15 protein-coding genes are annotated in these 14,067 nt (G+C 47.4%); 8 read left to right on the top strand and 7 right to left on the bottom strand.

What is annotated here, in order from left to right:
• Positions 1–4 precede the first annotated feature (4 nt).
• From LTAR_RS13035 to LTAR_RS13065, 7 genes are all read left to right on the top strand, one after another.
• Positions 5–991, top strand: coding sequence for an ABC transporter ATP-binding protein (locus LTAR_RS13035; RefSeq protein WP_062422709.1), 987 nt, complete (start codon positions 5–7; stop codon positions 989–991).
• Positions 991–1,974: an ABC transporter ATP-binding protein gene (locus LTAR_RS13040; RefSeq protein ID WP_062422710.1), complete on the top strand. Its 984-nt coding sequence runs from the start codon at positions 991–993 to the stop codon at positions 1,972–1,974. Before LTAR_RS13035 ends, LTAR_RS13040 begins: the two co-directional genes overlap by 1 nt.
• 82 nt (positions 1,975–2,056) lie before the next feature.
• Positions 2,057–4,126, top strand: coding sequence for an ABC transporter substrate-binding protein (locus LTAR_RS13045; RefSeq protein ID WP_062422711.1), 2,070 nt, complete (start codon positions 2,057–2,059; stop codon positions 4,124–4,126).
• Positions 4,127–4,249: 123 nt separating this feature from the next.
• Positions 4,250–5,314 (top strand): ABC transporter permease, encoded by a 1,065-nt coding sequence (locus LTAR_RS13050; RefSeq protein ID WP_062422712.1) that lies wholly within the window; start codon positions 4,250–4,252, stop codon positions 5,312–5,314.
• Between the two features lie 27 nt (positions 5,315–5,341).
• Positions 5,342–6,319 carry an ABC transporter permease gene (locus LTAR_RS13055; protein WP_062422713.1) on the top strand — a complete coding sequence of 326 codons (978 nt, stop codon included), beginning with the start codon at positions 5,342–5,344 and terminating at the stop codon, positions 6,317–6,319.
• Positions 6,320–6,534: 215 nt separating this feature from the next.
• Positions 6,535–7,080, top strand: a complete 546-nt coding sequence (locus LTAR_RS13060; RefSeq protein ID WP_062422714.1) for a Crp/Fnr family transcriptional regulator — start codon at positions 6,535–6,537, stop codon at positions 7,078–7,080.
• 8 nt (positions 7,081–7,088) lie between these two features.
• The gene (locus LTAR_RS13065) at positions 7,089–7,337 is read left to right on the top strand and encodes a NifU family protein (protein ID WP_062422715.1); all 249 of its coding nucleotides are present in this window, start codon (positions 7,089–7,091) and stop codon (positions 7,335–7,337) included.
• A 26-nt stretch (positions 7,338–7,363) separates the two neighbouring features.
• Here the strand turns inward: LTAR_RS13065 and LTAR_RS13070 are convergent, their stop codons facing one another.
• The gene (locus LTAR_RS13070) at positions 7,364–7,753 is read right to left on the bottom strand and encodes an SHOCT-like domain-containing protein (protein ID WP_062422716.1); all 390 of its coding nucleotides are present in this window, start codon (positions 7,751–7,753) and stop codon (positions 7,364–7,366) included.
• A 106-nt stretch (positions 7,754–7,859) separates the two neighbouring features.
• Between LTAR_RS13070 and LTAR_RS13075 the strand changes: the two genes are divergently transcribed.
• Complete coding sequence (locus LTAR_RS13075; RefSeq protein ID WP_062422717.1) at positions 7,860–8,357, top strand: hypothetical protein; 498 nt, start codon at positions 7,860–7,862, stop codon at positions 8,355–8,357.
• Between the two features lie 9 nt (positions 8,358–8,366).
• Here LTAR_RS13075 and LTAR_RS13080 read toward each other — a convergent pair whose 3' ends face one another.
• From LTAR_RS13080 to meaB, 6 genes are read right to left on the bottom strand one after another with little or no spacing between them, the layout of a single operon-like run.
• Positions 8,367–9,236: a hypothetical protein gene (locus LTAR_RS13080; RefSeq protein ID WP_062422718.1), complete on the bottom strand. Its 870-nt coding sequence runs from the start codon at positions 9,234–9,236 to the stop codon at positions 8,367–8,369.
• Positions 9,233–10,066: a DNA-formamidopyrimidine glycosylase gene (gene mutM, locus LTAR_RS13085; RefSeq protein WP_062422719.1), complete on the bottom strand. Its 834-nt coding sequence runs from the start codon at positions 10,064–10,066 to the stop codon at positions 9,233–9,235. Before mutM ends, LTAR_RS13080 begins: the two co-directional genes overlap by 4 nt.
• 10 nt (positions 10,067–10,076) lie before the next feature.
• Complete coding sequence (locus LTAR_RS13090) at positions 10,077–11,072, bottom strand: ribose-phosphate diphosphokinase (protein WP_062422720.1); 996 nt, start codon at positions 11,070–11,072, stop codon at positions 10,077–10,079.
• Positions 11,073–11,093: 21 nt separating this feature from the next.
• Complete coding sequence (locus LTAR_RS13095; RefSeq protein ID WP_062422721.1) at positions 11,094–11,636, bottom strand: GNAT family N-acetyltransferase; 543 nt, start codon at positions 11,634–11,636, stop codon at positions 11,094–11,096.
• A 14-nt stretch (positions 11,637–11,650) separates the two neighbouring features.
• A complete protein-coding gene (aspS, locus tag LTAR_RS13100; protein ID WP_062422722.1) occupies positions 11,651–12,970 on the bottom strand; it encodes an aspartate--tRNA(Asn) ligase in 1,320 nt (439 codons plus the stop codon).
• Between the two features lie 31 nt (positions 12,971–13,001).
• Entirely contained in the window at positions 13,002–14,054 is a 1,053-nt protein-coding gene (meaB, locus tag LTAR_RS13105; RefSeq protein ID WP_062422723.1) for a methylmalonyl Co-A mutase-associated GTPase MeaB, read from the bottom strand.
• Between the last annotated feature and the right edge of the window lie 13 nt (positions 14,055–14,067).

The following is a 14,067-nucleotide window of genomic DNA, read 5'->3' on the forward strand; positions in this document are numbered from 1 at the left end:
TTGCATGACAGAAATCTTAAGTGTGCAAGGCCTTGAAACGCAATTTCGAACCCGTGAAGGGATAGTACATGCGGTAAACGGCGTTTCGTTCAATCTTGACGAGGGGGAAACTTTAGGAATTGTTGGTGAAAGCGGTTGTGGGAAAAGCGTATCGGTAATGTCAATGCTGAGGTTGATTCCCTCGCCTCCTGGTCAGGTAGTTGCGGGCAAGGCGTTGTATCAAGGTAAAGACCTCCTGAAGATGACAGATGATGAAATTCGCCATGTTCGTGGCGCTCAGATCAGCATGGTTTTTCAGGACCCGATGACCTTCTTCAACCCGGTGTTAACCATTGGGAAACAGGTTTCTGAACCGCTGGAAATTCATAATGGAATGAATAAGAAAATGGCTTATGAACGGGCGGCCAAGGTTCTGGAAATGGTCGGTATCCCGAAAGCCAAAGAGCGTCTGGAAGATTATCCGCATCAATTTTCCGGTGGTATGCGTCAGCGTGTAATGATTGCCATGGCACTGATTACCAATCCACAGCTTCTGATCGCGGATGAACCGACCACGGCTCTTGACGTTACCATTCAAGCGCAGATTGTGGAACTTGTGCAACGGCTGCGCGAAGAACTGGGCATGGCCATTATCTGGATTACTCACGATCTGGGTATTATTGCCGGGCTGGCAAAACGGGTTGCCGTGATGTATGGCGGCTGCATCGTAGAGGAAGCGGAAGTCAAAGAGTTGTATGCCAATCCCATGCATCCGTATACACGCGGTTTGCTGGGCAGCCTGCCGCGCATGGATGAATCTGATCACCGCCGGCTGGTTTCTATCGACGGTATGCCGCCTATCTTGATGGAAAAGCCGAAATCATGTCCATTCCTGTCCCGGTGTACGTATGCTGTTGACCATTGCAAGACGGAAAACCCTGCATTAAAGAGCCTTTCCCCGAACCATAAAGTGGCTTGCTGGGTTGACCCCAACACGGGGAGGGAATTCTAATGGAAGAACGTAAAGTCCTCTTAAAAGTAGACCGACTGGTTAAGTACTTTCCCATCAATCAAGGTTTTATTTTCAAACAACATTCCGGAGACGTGCACGCTGTAGATGATGTCTCCTTCGATATCTATGCCGGCGAAACACTGGGTCTGGTTGGCGAATCTGGCTGCGGAAAATCCACCACTGGGCGGACAATCCTGCAACTTTATCGGCCAACTTCCGGTCATGTGTATTTTGAGGGTCAAGACCTCGTTAAAATGAAGGGAGAAACCCTTCGCAAAACTCGCAAAAAAATGCAGATGATCTTCCAGGACCCGTATGCCAGTTTGAATCCCCGCATGACGGTAGGAGATATCATCTCTGAACCCATGATTGTTCATAACACGTATAAAGGCTCTGCCATGAAAGAACGGGTAGTGCACCTGCTCGAACTGGTAGGGCTGAATCCGGCCTTCATCAAGCGGTATCCCCATGAATTTTCCGGCGGACAACGTCAACGCATTGGTATTGCCCGTGCTCTGGCATTAGATCCGGATCTGATCATTTGTGACGAACCTATTGCCGCATTGGATGTTTCCGTTCAAGCTCAGGTTGTAAACCTTCTGGAAGATTTACAGCGAGATTTGAAATTAACGTACCTGTTCATTGCGCATGACCTGTCTATGGTGAAACATATCAGCAATCGGGTAGCCGTTATGTACCTTGGTATTATTGCCGAAAAAGCCACCCGTGATGAACTGTACAGCCATCCATTGCATCCTTATACCAAAGCTCTACTTTCTGCTGTCCCCATTCCTGACCCGGTAGCAGAAGAAAAACGCAAACGTGTAATTCTGGAAGGCGATGTGCCTTCACCAGTAAATCCGCCCAGCGGGTGCCGGTTCCGTACACGCTGCCCGATCGCGGAGAAAATATGTGAGGAAGCAAGACCTGAATTGAGAGAGGTCAACCCCGGGCATTTTGTAGCGTGCCACCTGGTTAAGTAAGGAAAGGGAAGTCATCTGTATCAATCCGCAGGTTCTTGTGAAGGTTTTCCAAAACCCTTATTCTTTTGAGAGGAGAAGCACTATGCGTAACAAGTTGTTTGTATTAATGTCGTTGCTCGTTATGGCCAGTATGCTCCTGACCGCCTGCGGGCAACAACCAGCGACTCAGGCTGCTCCCACTGCTGCCGCCTCAACCGCTGCATCTGAATCGGCTGCTGAACCCACCAAAGCTCCAGAAGCTGCCGCTCCGGTTTCCGCTGTTGAATTTAAGAACCCGGACACCATCACCTATATTACCGGTGCCGGTGAACCAGAAACCTTAGATCCTGCCTGGACCTATGAAACCGCTGGCTCAACCACAGAACTCAATATTTACGAAGGCCTGACCTTCTTCAAACGGGAAAAAACCGATGAGTTCATTCCCGCACTGGCGACCGATTGGAAAACCAGCGATGATGGCCTGACCTGGACATTCAATATCCGCAAGGGTGTGAAATTCCATGAAGGCGGCACGCTCGAACCTCATGATGTAGCCTATACCGCCCAGCGTGCTTTCCTGCAGGGTCGTATTGACGGCTGGCAGTGGATCGTCTACGAAGCTTTCTATGGTCCTGATATGGCCATGGCCGGCATCAAAGATTTCGCCGCTGCTTTCTCTGCCCCGGCTGGAGCCAAAGAACCTCCGAAGTTCGAAACCCTCAAACCCGAGCAGCTTGTTAAAGTCTGCGAAGATGTCAAGACAAAGATCGTAGCTGATGACGATGCAGGCACTGTAACTTACCACTTCAAACAGCCCGTCCCCTGGATGCTTGCGCTGACCTCTCAGCAGTTCCTTGGCGGCATTCTTGATAAAGAATGGATGGCCGAAAATGGTGACTGGGATGGCGATTGCAAGACCTGGACGAAATATGCTGATCCATCTGCTGAAAACACCATTCTCTTCAAGAAAGCCAATGGTACTGGCCCTTACAAGCTGGATCACTGGACTCCTGGCGAAGAAATTGTTTTAACCGCCAATGAAAACTACTGGCGCACCGAACCCATGTGGGAAGGCGGCCCCAGTGGTGTGGCCAGCATCAAACGTGTTGTTATCAAGAATGTGGATGAATGGGGTACCCGCCTCTCTATGCTCCAGGCTGGTGATGCGGATGAAATTTACACTCCTCCACAATACCGCAAAGAGCTTGAACCGTTTGCCAAACAGACCTGCGGAACCGATGAATCCTCCTGCAAAGATGACAAAGCTGATGGCTTCCTCACCTACTTCCGCAAGCTGCCTATGCCTGCCATCACACCTGGTCAGTTTAACTGGCAGATGAATGTTGAAGGCGGCAACCCGTATATCGGTTCTGGAAAATTGGACGGCAATGGTATTCCGGCCAACTTCTTCAGCGACATCCATATCCGCAAAGCCTTCTCTGCCTGCTTTGACTATGATGCCATGGTCAAGGATGCCCTCGCCGGTGAAGGTGTTCAGGCCCAGGGACCCATTCCGCAAGGTATGATGGGTTACCTCAAAGATCAGGCGCCTTTGAACAAATTCGATACAGCCACATGCGAAGCTGAATTTAAGAAAGCTGATCTTGACGGCGATGGAAAAGCTGCCGGTGAAGACGATGACGATATCTGGTCTAAGGGCTTCTACATGCAGATTGCTTACAATACCGGCAATGATACACGCCGTATGGCAGCAGAAATTTTGAAAGCCGGCATTGAATCTGTTAATCCGAAGTTCACCGTTGCTGTACTGGCTATGCCGTGGCCTGTCTTGCTTGAGAGCCGCCGCCAGGGTAAACTGCCCATTTATGTGGGCGGTTGGGTAGAAGACTACCATGACCCCCATAACTGGGTTAATCCCTTCCTGTATTCACAGGGCGCTTACGGTCGTATCGTCAACATGACCGCTGACTACAAGAAGAAATATGACGATATTATTATCTCTGGTGCAAAAGCCAATGGCGTTGAAGCCCGTACACCCATCTATGAAAGCATCCAGAAAATGGCACAGGAAGATGCTGTGGATATCTGGATGTACCAGCAGATGGAAGGATTCCCATTCCAATCCTGGATTAAAGGCTTTTACTTCAATCCTGCGTACGGAAATCCGGAATACGGTTGGATCTACTCTCTGTCGAAAGTAGCCCCGAAATAGTTCTTTGATATTCTGATTACATTTGGGAGCCGGGGGAAACTCCGGCTCCCAATTGCAGTTTTTCGGGCCAGATTTCAAGTCTCACTTGATTATCTGGCATTTTGGAGGTGTTATTTGTCGTCAATGCTTTCCTTCATTATTCGACGGTTGCTGATTCTGCCGCTGCTTCTTATTGCAGTGACGATTTTGATCTTTTCCATGCTGTCTATGTTGACACCCTACGAGCGCGTTTCCTTATATGTTAAGGATATTCCCAAACGTCAGGGAGCTATGGAAGGACTGATCAAAAAATATGGCCTTGATGATCCAGTTCCCGTTCAATACTGGCGCTGGATGGCTGGAACGAAAAATCCTGACACTGGCGAAATTGAAGGCGGCGTTCTTCGCGGCAACCTCGGCTGGTCAAAAACCGGCAAAGGAACTGTATGGGAAGTCATTGGACGCCGGCTGCCTGCCACGGCAGAACTGGCGCTCTGGACGGCGATTCCCATGATTGGCATCGGCATTTATCTGGGCGTCGTCTCTGCGGTTAATCATAATAAATTGCTTGACCAGATACTTCGGGTTTTTAGTATCGTCGGCTGGTCAATTCCTGTCTTTGTTTTTGGTCTTATTGTTCTTCTTTTCTTCTATGCCAAACTCGGGTGGTTCCCACCCGGCCGATTATCTGACTGGGCGTCGCAAGTTGTCCAGTCTTCCCAGTTTATTCGTTATACCAATATGAATTCTATTGATGCCCTGCTCAACGGACGGCTGGATATTTTCCGTGATGCCGTTCGTCATCTTGTGCTGCCAGTGATTACACTGGCGTACCTTGACTGGGCATATCTCTTGAGAGTAACCCGCTCCTCCATGCTTGATACGTTGAACCAGGATTATATGACGACAGCTCGTGCAAAAGGTTTGAGTGAGAATAAAGTCATCCGGCGGCACGCTTTGCCAAATGCCTTAATCCCGGTTGTTACGGTTGGAGCGTTAATGTTGATTGGTTTGTTGAATGGTGTGGTTATTACCGAGACAATTTTCAACATTCCCGGTATGGGTTCATTCCTGGCGGAATCGGCCATCTCGTTGGATGTCATTTCGGTATTAGGCATTACCATGTTCAATTGCTTGATCCTGCTGGTTGGTAATCTGATTGTCGATATTCTTTACGGTGTTATTGACCCGCGCATCCGCCTGCGGTAAATTCCCGGCAATAATAATGAGGTATCCATGGATGTAGTTAGACGATTACTGAAAAACCCCACATCTCTGCTTGGCATTATTTTATTGCTGGGTTTTGTCTTTGTGGCCATAGCCGCACCGGTCATTGCACCTCCGGCAAAAAGCTCTCGTAATGTGTATCTGATTCCACGTGATGGATTTGGAAATCAACCGAAACCACCCAATGAAAAACATATCATGGGAACAACGGAAGGACAATATGATATTCTTTATGGTGTTGTCTGGGGAACTCGAACTGCCTTCCGAGTAGGTATTGTGATTACTTTGATCACCACATTGATTGGGTTGATTATTGGTTCGCTTGCCGGTTTCTATGGGGGGTGGGTTGATGAAGTGCTGATGAGGATCACGGAGGTTTTCCTTGTGTTCCCCTTCCTGCTGGCAGCCATTACGCTGACATCCGTGCTTCAAACGGTATATGGACGAGGTGAAGCGAATTTCCTGGTTGTTCTTGCCAAAGGTTTAGCCTTATTAACCTTTGGACAAAGCCCGGCGAAAGATCTCGACCCGATCCAGATCCAAATCTTGACGGGTATGCTGGCCATCATTGTGTTTGGTTGGATGACGTATGCCCGTGTGATTCGCGGCAATATCCTGTCGGTAAAAGAGTATGAATACGCTCTGGCTGCCCGATTAATTGGCGCCAGCGATATGCGTATTCTTTTCCGCCACCTGTTGCCGAATGCCGTTTTCCCTGTTTTGGTTTTAGCCTCCATGGATATCGGCTCATATGTGTTGACATTTGCCGCATTAAGCTTCCTCGGTCTGGGTGCTCAACGAGGCTATGCTGACTGGGGACAGATGATCAGTTTTGCGCGAAGTTGGATACCCTCTCTGGGTCAATACTGGTTCATCGTGGTTTATCCCGGTTTGGCGATTATTCTGTTTGTTTTGGCCTGGAATCTGGTGGGAGATGCTCTTCGGGATGTTCTCGATCCGCGCATGCGTGGACGCGGCAACGACTAGACTTTTGCTCGAATAAGTAAAACGCCTGAAAGATACTTTTCAGGCGTTTTTTTATTAGTCTTATTTTTGTCATTTTCTTTTTGAATTGAGAAAATGCTATAAATCACGGTGATTATTTTGAATTATTCGGTTGGAAAAAGACCAAATCAGTATAAAAGCATGAAGATTCATCACTAAAACTCATAGGATTGACTGCCAAAATACATGATATTGTCATGAGTTTTTTCGATGCCAACCGGGAAATATACCACTACCTGCCTTGGCCTCCTTCCAGTAATATGATTTTTATGCCGTTTCGAAATCTACATCAACTTGAATTATTCAAAGGGTTGGAGATGAGCCAGATCGATCTAATTCTGCCCCTAATGGAACCATGTACTTTTGAAAATGGAATTCAGATATTTGCTCAGGAAACCCGGGCATCACATTTTTTCATTTTACTTGAGGGGGAGGTTGTTGTTAAATATAAACCGTATGATGGCGAAGAACTTGTAATTGCCCACATATGTCCTGAAGATGTGTTTGGATGGTCTGCTGCACTTGGACGACAAACATATACTTCTTCAGCCTATGCCTCAAAACCATCCTCAGCTGTATGTGTTGAGGTTGAAAAACTAAAAGTTTTCTGTCAAAATAATCCTGAATTGGGGATGTTATTACTTAAAAGATTGGCATCTGGTATTGCGTTCCGGCTACGCACCACGAACAATGAAATATTGGATTTGTTAACCCGTGGAATGGTGACTGTTCCAGAAAAGTGAGGCTTCAGATGGGAGATAATCCGCCTGAATTTCCTGTGCAGGAACAAATGGAAGCATTGATTGGACAACTCGATTCATATATCAGTCATTATCATGGCGGGGGAGTCGAGATGTTAAGTTTTGACGGCCACACCGTCAGAGTCCGCCTGGGTGGTGCCTGCCTTGGTTGCCCATTATCACCTGTTACACTGCACGGATGGGTGGAAGGAACCATACACCAGTTTTTTCCGAATGTTGTCGTACTGGAAGAAAAATAAGTTAGCAAAACAACCGCTATTGTTTTCTACTCCAGTGAAATTACAATTCTCTCACCAATTTCGTTGTCTGATACATCCGTGATACGACCAATCTGCCCGGCTTTTAATGCCTGCCGAATCAGGTCGGGTGAATAACCACGGCTGATTGTTGAAAATCTTGCACCCAATTTCAGGCCAGATTCAATCACCTGGATAGGTAAACGAATGTTTATTTTTTCTCTCTGGCCAATCAAATCATAGACAACAACACGCAACCACCGGGGTTTACCCGGCTTTCTTGTTAAATTTTGCATTCTTCCCTGATCGGGTAACCCGTTTTCTTTTTCCAGATTATTTAACAGGTCAATACCCTGATCGGGTGTAATTTTTCCGTCCTGTATCATTTTCAGAATATGGAGCTTTTCTTCAGGAGACACTATTTCGCTATTTTCCAATGCTAGTATTTTACCCATATCGAAAAGAAGCAGATCAAATCTTAATGTTAAAATAATCCCATTTTAGGAAAAGGATGGAATCGTTCCAGTGGAAGATAACAAACCGGAGAATACATCTGAATCGGGCGAAAATTTCACGAATGTGACTGACAGTTTTACGACATTAATTTCCCGTATGTGCAATGCACACCATTGGGTTGTACGTGAAATTGATGAAGCTCATGCTGTGATCGAATTTAAATTGAATGAAACACGATTCCAGACCCTTTTCATTTTTGGTTTTGACGAAAATGTGGAGTTTTCAGTACCAAGTTTTGCCGCCTTTGATTCACTCGAACAAATTCCACACCTGATTTCCTCATCACTTTTGCAGATTAATGCCAAAACAAAAATTGGGTTCTGGTGCCTTGAAGAAATTGGTGGAAAACTCGTTTACACCTATATGCATAACATCAAACTGAGCCAACTCGATGAGAAACTCTTTGGCGATATCGTAATGACACTGGTGCAGCGTGTGGATGAATTTGAATCTTTGCTGGTAAATTTGTCCAGCCAGGGGAATCCCAAAATAGATTTACCCCAGTAGAATGGATTGTCAGATGTGGTTTTCTGCGCGGCGCTCCCATTCACGTGCAGCCGCGCGAATCAGCTCTTTTGCTTTGGGATCTGTCACCGCATCAATACCGGGAAAGTGTTCCTGACCAACCCAGACTATTACACCATCCTGACGTGATTCCATCAATTTAATCTGCCGCGTAGGGTCATCCGAAAGTTGAATGATCTCCTGTAAAATTTCATCAATTTGTTCAACCATAGATGCCGCCGGCTTTTTAACCGTTTCAGGTTGCGGTCGCGGTGGTGCAGGTACGACAGCTGGACGAACAACCGGCGGTGTTTGACTTTGCACAGCGACAGTGGGATTCGAAATAACCGGAGGAGGAACGGGTGGAAGCGGATCTGTCTTTATCGGTTCGCTGGCTTTAATTAAGGGCGGATTATCCGGTGATTCGACTATGACCGGCTCTTTTTCTTTTGATAATAATTGTGCATCTGGCTCCTGTTGGTCAGAAATCGATGGAGAGGCAGTATGGTTTGGTAATAATTCTGCTGCCGGAATATCCAACCAGATAGCCAATTCCTTGATCAAATCGATAAACCGACTCTTCTGTGAGCTGTTGAGCGGTTTGGATGAGGCAAGTAAATGTCCGCTGGTTTCAACATAGAGGCCCGCGCCTTCTTTGGCTCGCCAGAGACGCAATAATTCTGTGTATTTCGCCGGATCGGCCAGAGGTGCCGGGGTTTCTACAGCGGGTGCGGCTGGTGCAACAGTGTTTGAAGATTTCTCTTCTTTTTTTCGCTTATCTTTATTGAAATAACCAATAAAGCCGCCTGTAACAAAACCAATGATCATACAGGTGATGGCAATTATGAGCGTGGTGTTGATAGTAACTGTAACAGGATTCATTCTGGCACCCCTTCTGGCTGGCATTTCGGACAAAAATGGGTTCCCCTTTGACCCACCACCAATCGTTGGATGGGGGTAGAACAGACTGGACAGGGATTCCCAGTTTGTTGATACACCCTGAAATTATTTTGAAATTCTCCACCTCGATAGACCCAATCAATACTGGCGCCATTATGGGCTATCGCTTCGTTCAGAGTGTCTCTAATTGCCTTCAGTAAACGTTCAGCTTCTTTGCTTGAGAGGGTATTCGATAAACGCATCGGATGAATGCCTGATCGAAAAAGGCTTTCATCTGTATAAATATTACCCAATCCGGCAAGAAATGATTGGTCTAATAACAACGATTTTATTTGTTTTTTCTTTCTTTGCAACCTCATATAGAAATCAGATGCCATTAGTGTTGTGTCAAAGGGTTCTGGCCCGAGATTACCTGTCACAATTTCTGGATTAGAAACCAACCATGCACGCCCAAATTTGCGTGTATCGTTAAAAGCAAGTCTGTAACCATCTTCAAAGTAGATCAGCAGTCGATCATGGTTTTGAGGAGGTAATACCGGAGGAGGATCGATACGCAAGTCACCGCTCATTCGCAAGTGTATCAAAAGAAATTCGTTGTCAAGATGAATGACAACGAATTTCCCTCTGCGTGTAATATCTTTTATTGTGGTTTTGCTTATTTTCCCTTCAAACTTTTCAAATGAAGGGGTTGACAGCGTCTTGTCCCATAGCAAATTTGCATCTGAGACTTTCTTTCCAATAATAGGCGCTCCACCACGGCCACCATGTTTCAAAGCCCGAACAATTGTTTCAACTTCTGGTAGTTCAGGCATTCGTGTTTACCTATTCGTTGAACAGGGCACCAACCGAGCGGCCTTCATTTGCCCGCATGATGACTTCACCCAACAGACGGGAGACAGAAAGGATCTTTAATCGGTCACCAAAATAGGCGGCTTTTTCGGCTGGAATCGGAATGGTATCGGTGGCAATGAACTCTGTTACAGGTAGGGCGGAAAGTATTTGAGATGCCGGATCGGATAGAACCGGGTGCACAAACACCATGTAGATATTGCGGGCGCCGCAGCTCTTCACCAGGTTTACAGCCTGCACCATGGAACCACCGGTATTAATTTCATCATCCACAATGATGGCATCACGGTCCTTTACATCGCCAATAAAGGTCAAAGCTTCGGCTTTGGAATCATTGGAAACGCGCCGTTTTTCGATGAAAGCCAGCGGTGTATCCAGTTTTTGGGCAAAATTCCGTGCTTTTTTAGCGAAACCCAGATCGGCTGTCACCACCACGGGAGATTTCATTACAGGAAGTTTCTTCTTCAGATAATCTGTGAGGATGTAAAAGGCAGTCATCACATCACCGGGGATGGAGAAGAAACCCTGAATTTGACCGGCGTGCAGATCCATGGTGATATATCGGTCAGCACCGGCCACTTCGATCATATCTGCCACCAATCGGGCGGTGATGGGCACACGCGGCTGGTCTTTTTTGTCTGATCGGGCGTAGCACAGATAGGGAATAACTGCTGTGATTCGAGCAGCTGAATCAAGACGGAGGGTTTGCAGCATGATCAATAATTCCATCAGGTTCCGGTGAACCGGAGCAGATGTGGTTTGTATCACATAGCAATCCTGACCGCGTACGCTGGTATGAAGTTGTACGAATAAATTGTCGTTCGGAAACACGATTACATCGCGTTCGCATAGCGGCATACGTAAATAACCGGCAATATTTGAAGCCAATTCGGGACATCCTGTTCCCGCATAAAGCTTCACATCGCCATATTGGATCCGGTCGTGCCGGACGTGTACTGCATTGGGCATTTCTTCCTCCTGACCTGGCGATTAAACCCTGGCATCCTGCCATTCGCTGCGCAAGACACTCATGATGATCGTATCAATATATCGTCCATTTTTAAAGATATCTTCCCGTAAACGTCCTTCTTCTACGAAGCCGACCGCATGATATGCTTTGATGGCTCGTTCATTGGTACTGAATACGGTCAATGAGACTCTGTTAAGATTTAGATCATTAAAAGCATGCCGGAGCATTAACTGCATGGCTTCGCGGCCGAAACCACGGTTCCAGTACTTTTTCTCTCCAATACTGATACCAATCTCTGTGCTGCGATTCTTCCAATCCAGACGAATCAAGCCGGTTGAACCAGCAGAGATCCATTGTCCATCTTCGAAAACTTCGATCATATACACATGCTCTTCAGAAGGACGTTTCATCATCGTATCGAACCAGTTTTTTTCATCCACACTCGAAAGTGGGGAATCGATTAACAGGTTTTCAATGACATCTGGATCATTCATCCAGCGAACCAGATTGGTTAAATCTTCTGGTTCCATTGCCCTGAGGCGAACATTCTTTCCGGTAAGCATGCCGAATCCTGTTTTTATGGTTCCAGACGATTGGGGCCGCGGAACACGAACACGGCTTCCCGGACACTTTCGAGACCGAGCATTACCATCAACAACCGCGAGAGACCCATGCCAAAGCCACCGTGGGCCGGGCAGCCAAATTTGAAGTAGTCCAGATAGCCGCTGAGGATATCGAGGTTCAGGCCTTTATCGAGCGCCTGTTTTTCCAGGATATCGCGTCTGTGTTCTCGCTGTGCACCTGTCGTAATTTCCAGACCTTTGGCAATCAGATCGTAGCTCTTGGTCAGTTTCGGATTATCGGCATGGCGCATGTGGTAGAACGGCCGTACTTCGATAGGCCAATCTTTCAGGAACACAAATTCATGATTGTATTTTTCTTTGATGTATTGTCCCAATTCACGTTCACCGCCCGGATCCAGGTCGCCTTTTTTGTCTGCCGGAACGCTGTAATTTCGTTCTTTCAGAATTTGTTGGGCTTCGGCCATAGTGAGCCGGGGGAATGGCAGGGTGGGAACCGTAATATCAATGCCAAATCGGGCTTTAATCTCATCACCGTGGGCATCTTTGACCTTCTGGTAGGTGTATTGCAGCAACCGTTCCTGCATAGACATCACATCTTCATGGCTGTCGATCCAGGATATTTCTGCATCAATACTGATAAATTCTGTCATGTGACGTGAAGTAAAGGATGGATCAGCACGGAAAGCCGGACCGATTTCAAAAACGCGTTCAAAACCAGCTGCCATGGCCATTTGTTTATAGAACTGGGGAGATTGTGCCAGGTAGGCGGGACGCCCAAAGTAATCCAGGGAAAAGAGTTCGGCGCCGCCTTCACTGGGGGTACCCACCATTTTGGGGCTGTGAATTTCGATGAAACCGTTTTTAAGCCAGAATTCTCGCATAGCCATTTCGGCTGTAGTTTGAATTTTGAAGATAAGTAAATTTTCAGGACGGCGGAGTTCGAGGTAACGCCAGTCCATGCGGAAATCCAAAGCCGGGAGGGTGTCATTGAATGGTTCAAATGCCAGTGGAATGGCTGCATTGTTATTAACTTCGATGGATTCGAGCTGCATTTCAATGCCGCCTAATTTTACAATCGGGTTGTCTATCACTTTGCCGGTGATGGTGAGGGCTGATTCAACTCCGCAGGTTGAGATCAGGGCCGCCTGATCGGGGCTGGCAGCTTTTTCCACAACAATCTGGACGGCACCGGTCTGGTCTCGCAAGACAAGAAATTGCATTTTCTTCTGGTCACGTAAAACTTGCAGCCAGCCCTGAACGGTAACAGATTGTCCAATTTTGCTGCGCAGATCTCCGATAAGGGTTCGTTCCATAAGTCATTCCTCCAAAGAAATTTCGTACAGGTTATTTTAAATGAATTGACGGCGTTTTGCTGGCGAAATCTGAAGCAATCAACTCTTCTGCCAGATGGAAGGGTGATACTGATCGCGTAAACAGGCGGTCAAGGGCCTGGTCATACTCCTGTGGATTCATGCGCGAAAGCCAGGTTTGAAAAAGCACTTCCCGAATTAGAGATTCCAGGTTACGGCGCAGCCGTTTGCTCTCGTTGGATTTCCACTGTCCGCTATTTTGCAGGTAGGTATAGTGTTCTCGCAACGATTGAACCAATTGGGAGATGCCTTCGCCTGTGGTGGCAATCGTTTGAAGAATGGGAACCTGCCAGCCGGCAGGAGAACCAGTTGGAGGAGGTGCATCCTGATTCTCGTCTTCCATGAAATGATGGAAAGATCCACCTGTTGATGGATTGACCGAATTCATATCCAGCACTTCTCGGAGGGCGCGTTCCGTCTGTTCAACACCGGGGCGGTCGGCTTTATTAATGCAGATGACATTGGCGATTTCCAGAATTCCTGCTTTGATGGCCTGAATATCATCGCCCATACCGGGGTTCTCAACCAGAAGAACTGTGTGAGCCAGACGAGTGATTTCCATTTCTGTCTGGCCAACCCCCACGGTTTCTACGAGAATCACGTCAAATCCGGCTGCATCCATAGCTGTTACCATTTCGGCTGCTGCCATAGATAGCCCACCCAGTGTCCCGCGGGTGGCTACGGATCGGATAAATATCCCCGGGTCACCGCTGAGATCACGCATCCGTACCCGGTCACCCAGCACGGCACCGCCGGTAAACGGGCTGGTGGGATCAACAGCCAGAATAGCCACACGTGATGGCGGATTGGTGCCATTCGGTTGGCGAAATGCCAGTGCCAGTTGATTGACCAGCGTGGATTTTCCAGAGCCGGTTGGACCGGTCACACCAATAATATGAGCCTTACCAGCATGCTGGAAAAGAACATCCAACATGCTCCGGCTTTCCGAGGTGCCGTTCTCAATTTGGGATAACGTACGTGCCAGCGCCAGCCGGTCACCTTGAAGAAGGGCATCAACCTGATTCATGGCGCTTCGGCTG

This window comes from Leptolinea tardivitalis (assembly GCF_001050275.1).
In the GTDB taxonomy this organism is placed as follows: Bacteria; Chloroflexota; Anaerolineae; order Anaerolineales; family Anaerolineaceae; genus Leptolinea; species Leptolinea tardivitalis.

Bases quoted from the DNA above. Each gene is read 5' to 3' on its own strand.
- LTAR_RS13055 (WP_062422713.1), top strand. From the start codon at position 5,342: ATGGATGTAGTTAGACGATTACTGAAAAACCCCACATCTCTGCTTGGC.
- LTAR_RS13060 (WP_062422714.1), top strand. From the start codon at position 6,535: ATGAGTTTTTTCGATGCCAACCGGGAAATATACCACTACCTGCCTTGG.
- LTAR_RS13095 (WP_062422721.1), bottom strand. From the start codon at position 11,636: ATGCTTACCGGAAAGAATGTTCGCCTCAGGGCAATGGAACCAGAAGAT.
- mutM (WP_062422719.1), bottom strand. From the start codon at position 10,066: ATGCCTGAACTACCAGAAGTTGAAACAATTGTTCGGGCTTTGAAACAT.
- LTAR_RS13040 (WP_062422710.1), top strand. From the start codon at position 991: ATGGAAGAACGTAAAGTCCTCTTAAAAGTAGACCGACTGGTTAAGTAC.
- LTAR_RS13080 (WP_062422718.1), bottom strand. From the start codon at position 9,236: ATGAATCCTGTTACAGTTACTATCAACACCACGCTCATAATTGCCATC.
- LTAR_RS13045 (WP_062422711.1), top strand. From the start codon at position 2,057: ATGCGTAACAAGTTGTTTGTATTAATGTCGTTGCTCGTTATGGCCAGT.
- LTAR_RS13050 (WP_062422712.1), top strand. From the start codon at position 4,250: ATGCTTTCCTTCATTATTCGACGGTTGCTGATTCTGCCGCTGCTTCTT.
- LTAR_RS13090 (WP_062422720.1), bottom strand. From the start codon at position 11,072: ATGCCCAATGCAGTACACGTCCGGCACGACCGGATCCAATATGGCGAT.
- LTAR_RS13065 (WP_062422715.1), top strand. From the start codon at position 7,089: ATGGGAGATAATCCGCCTGAATTTCCTGTGCAGGAACAAATGGAAGCA.
- meaB (WP_062422723.1), bottom strand. From the start codon at position 14,054: ATGAATCAGGTTGATGCCCTTCTTCAAGGTGACCGGCTGGCGCTGGCA.
- LTAR_RS13035 (WP_062422709.1), top strand. From the start codon at position 5: ATGACAGAAATCTTAAGTGTGCAAGGCCTTGAAACGCAATTTCGAACC.
- aspS (WP_062422722.1), bottom strand. From the start codon at position 12,970: ATGGAACGAACCCTTATCGGAGATCTGCGCAGCAAAATTGGACAATCT.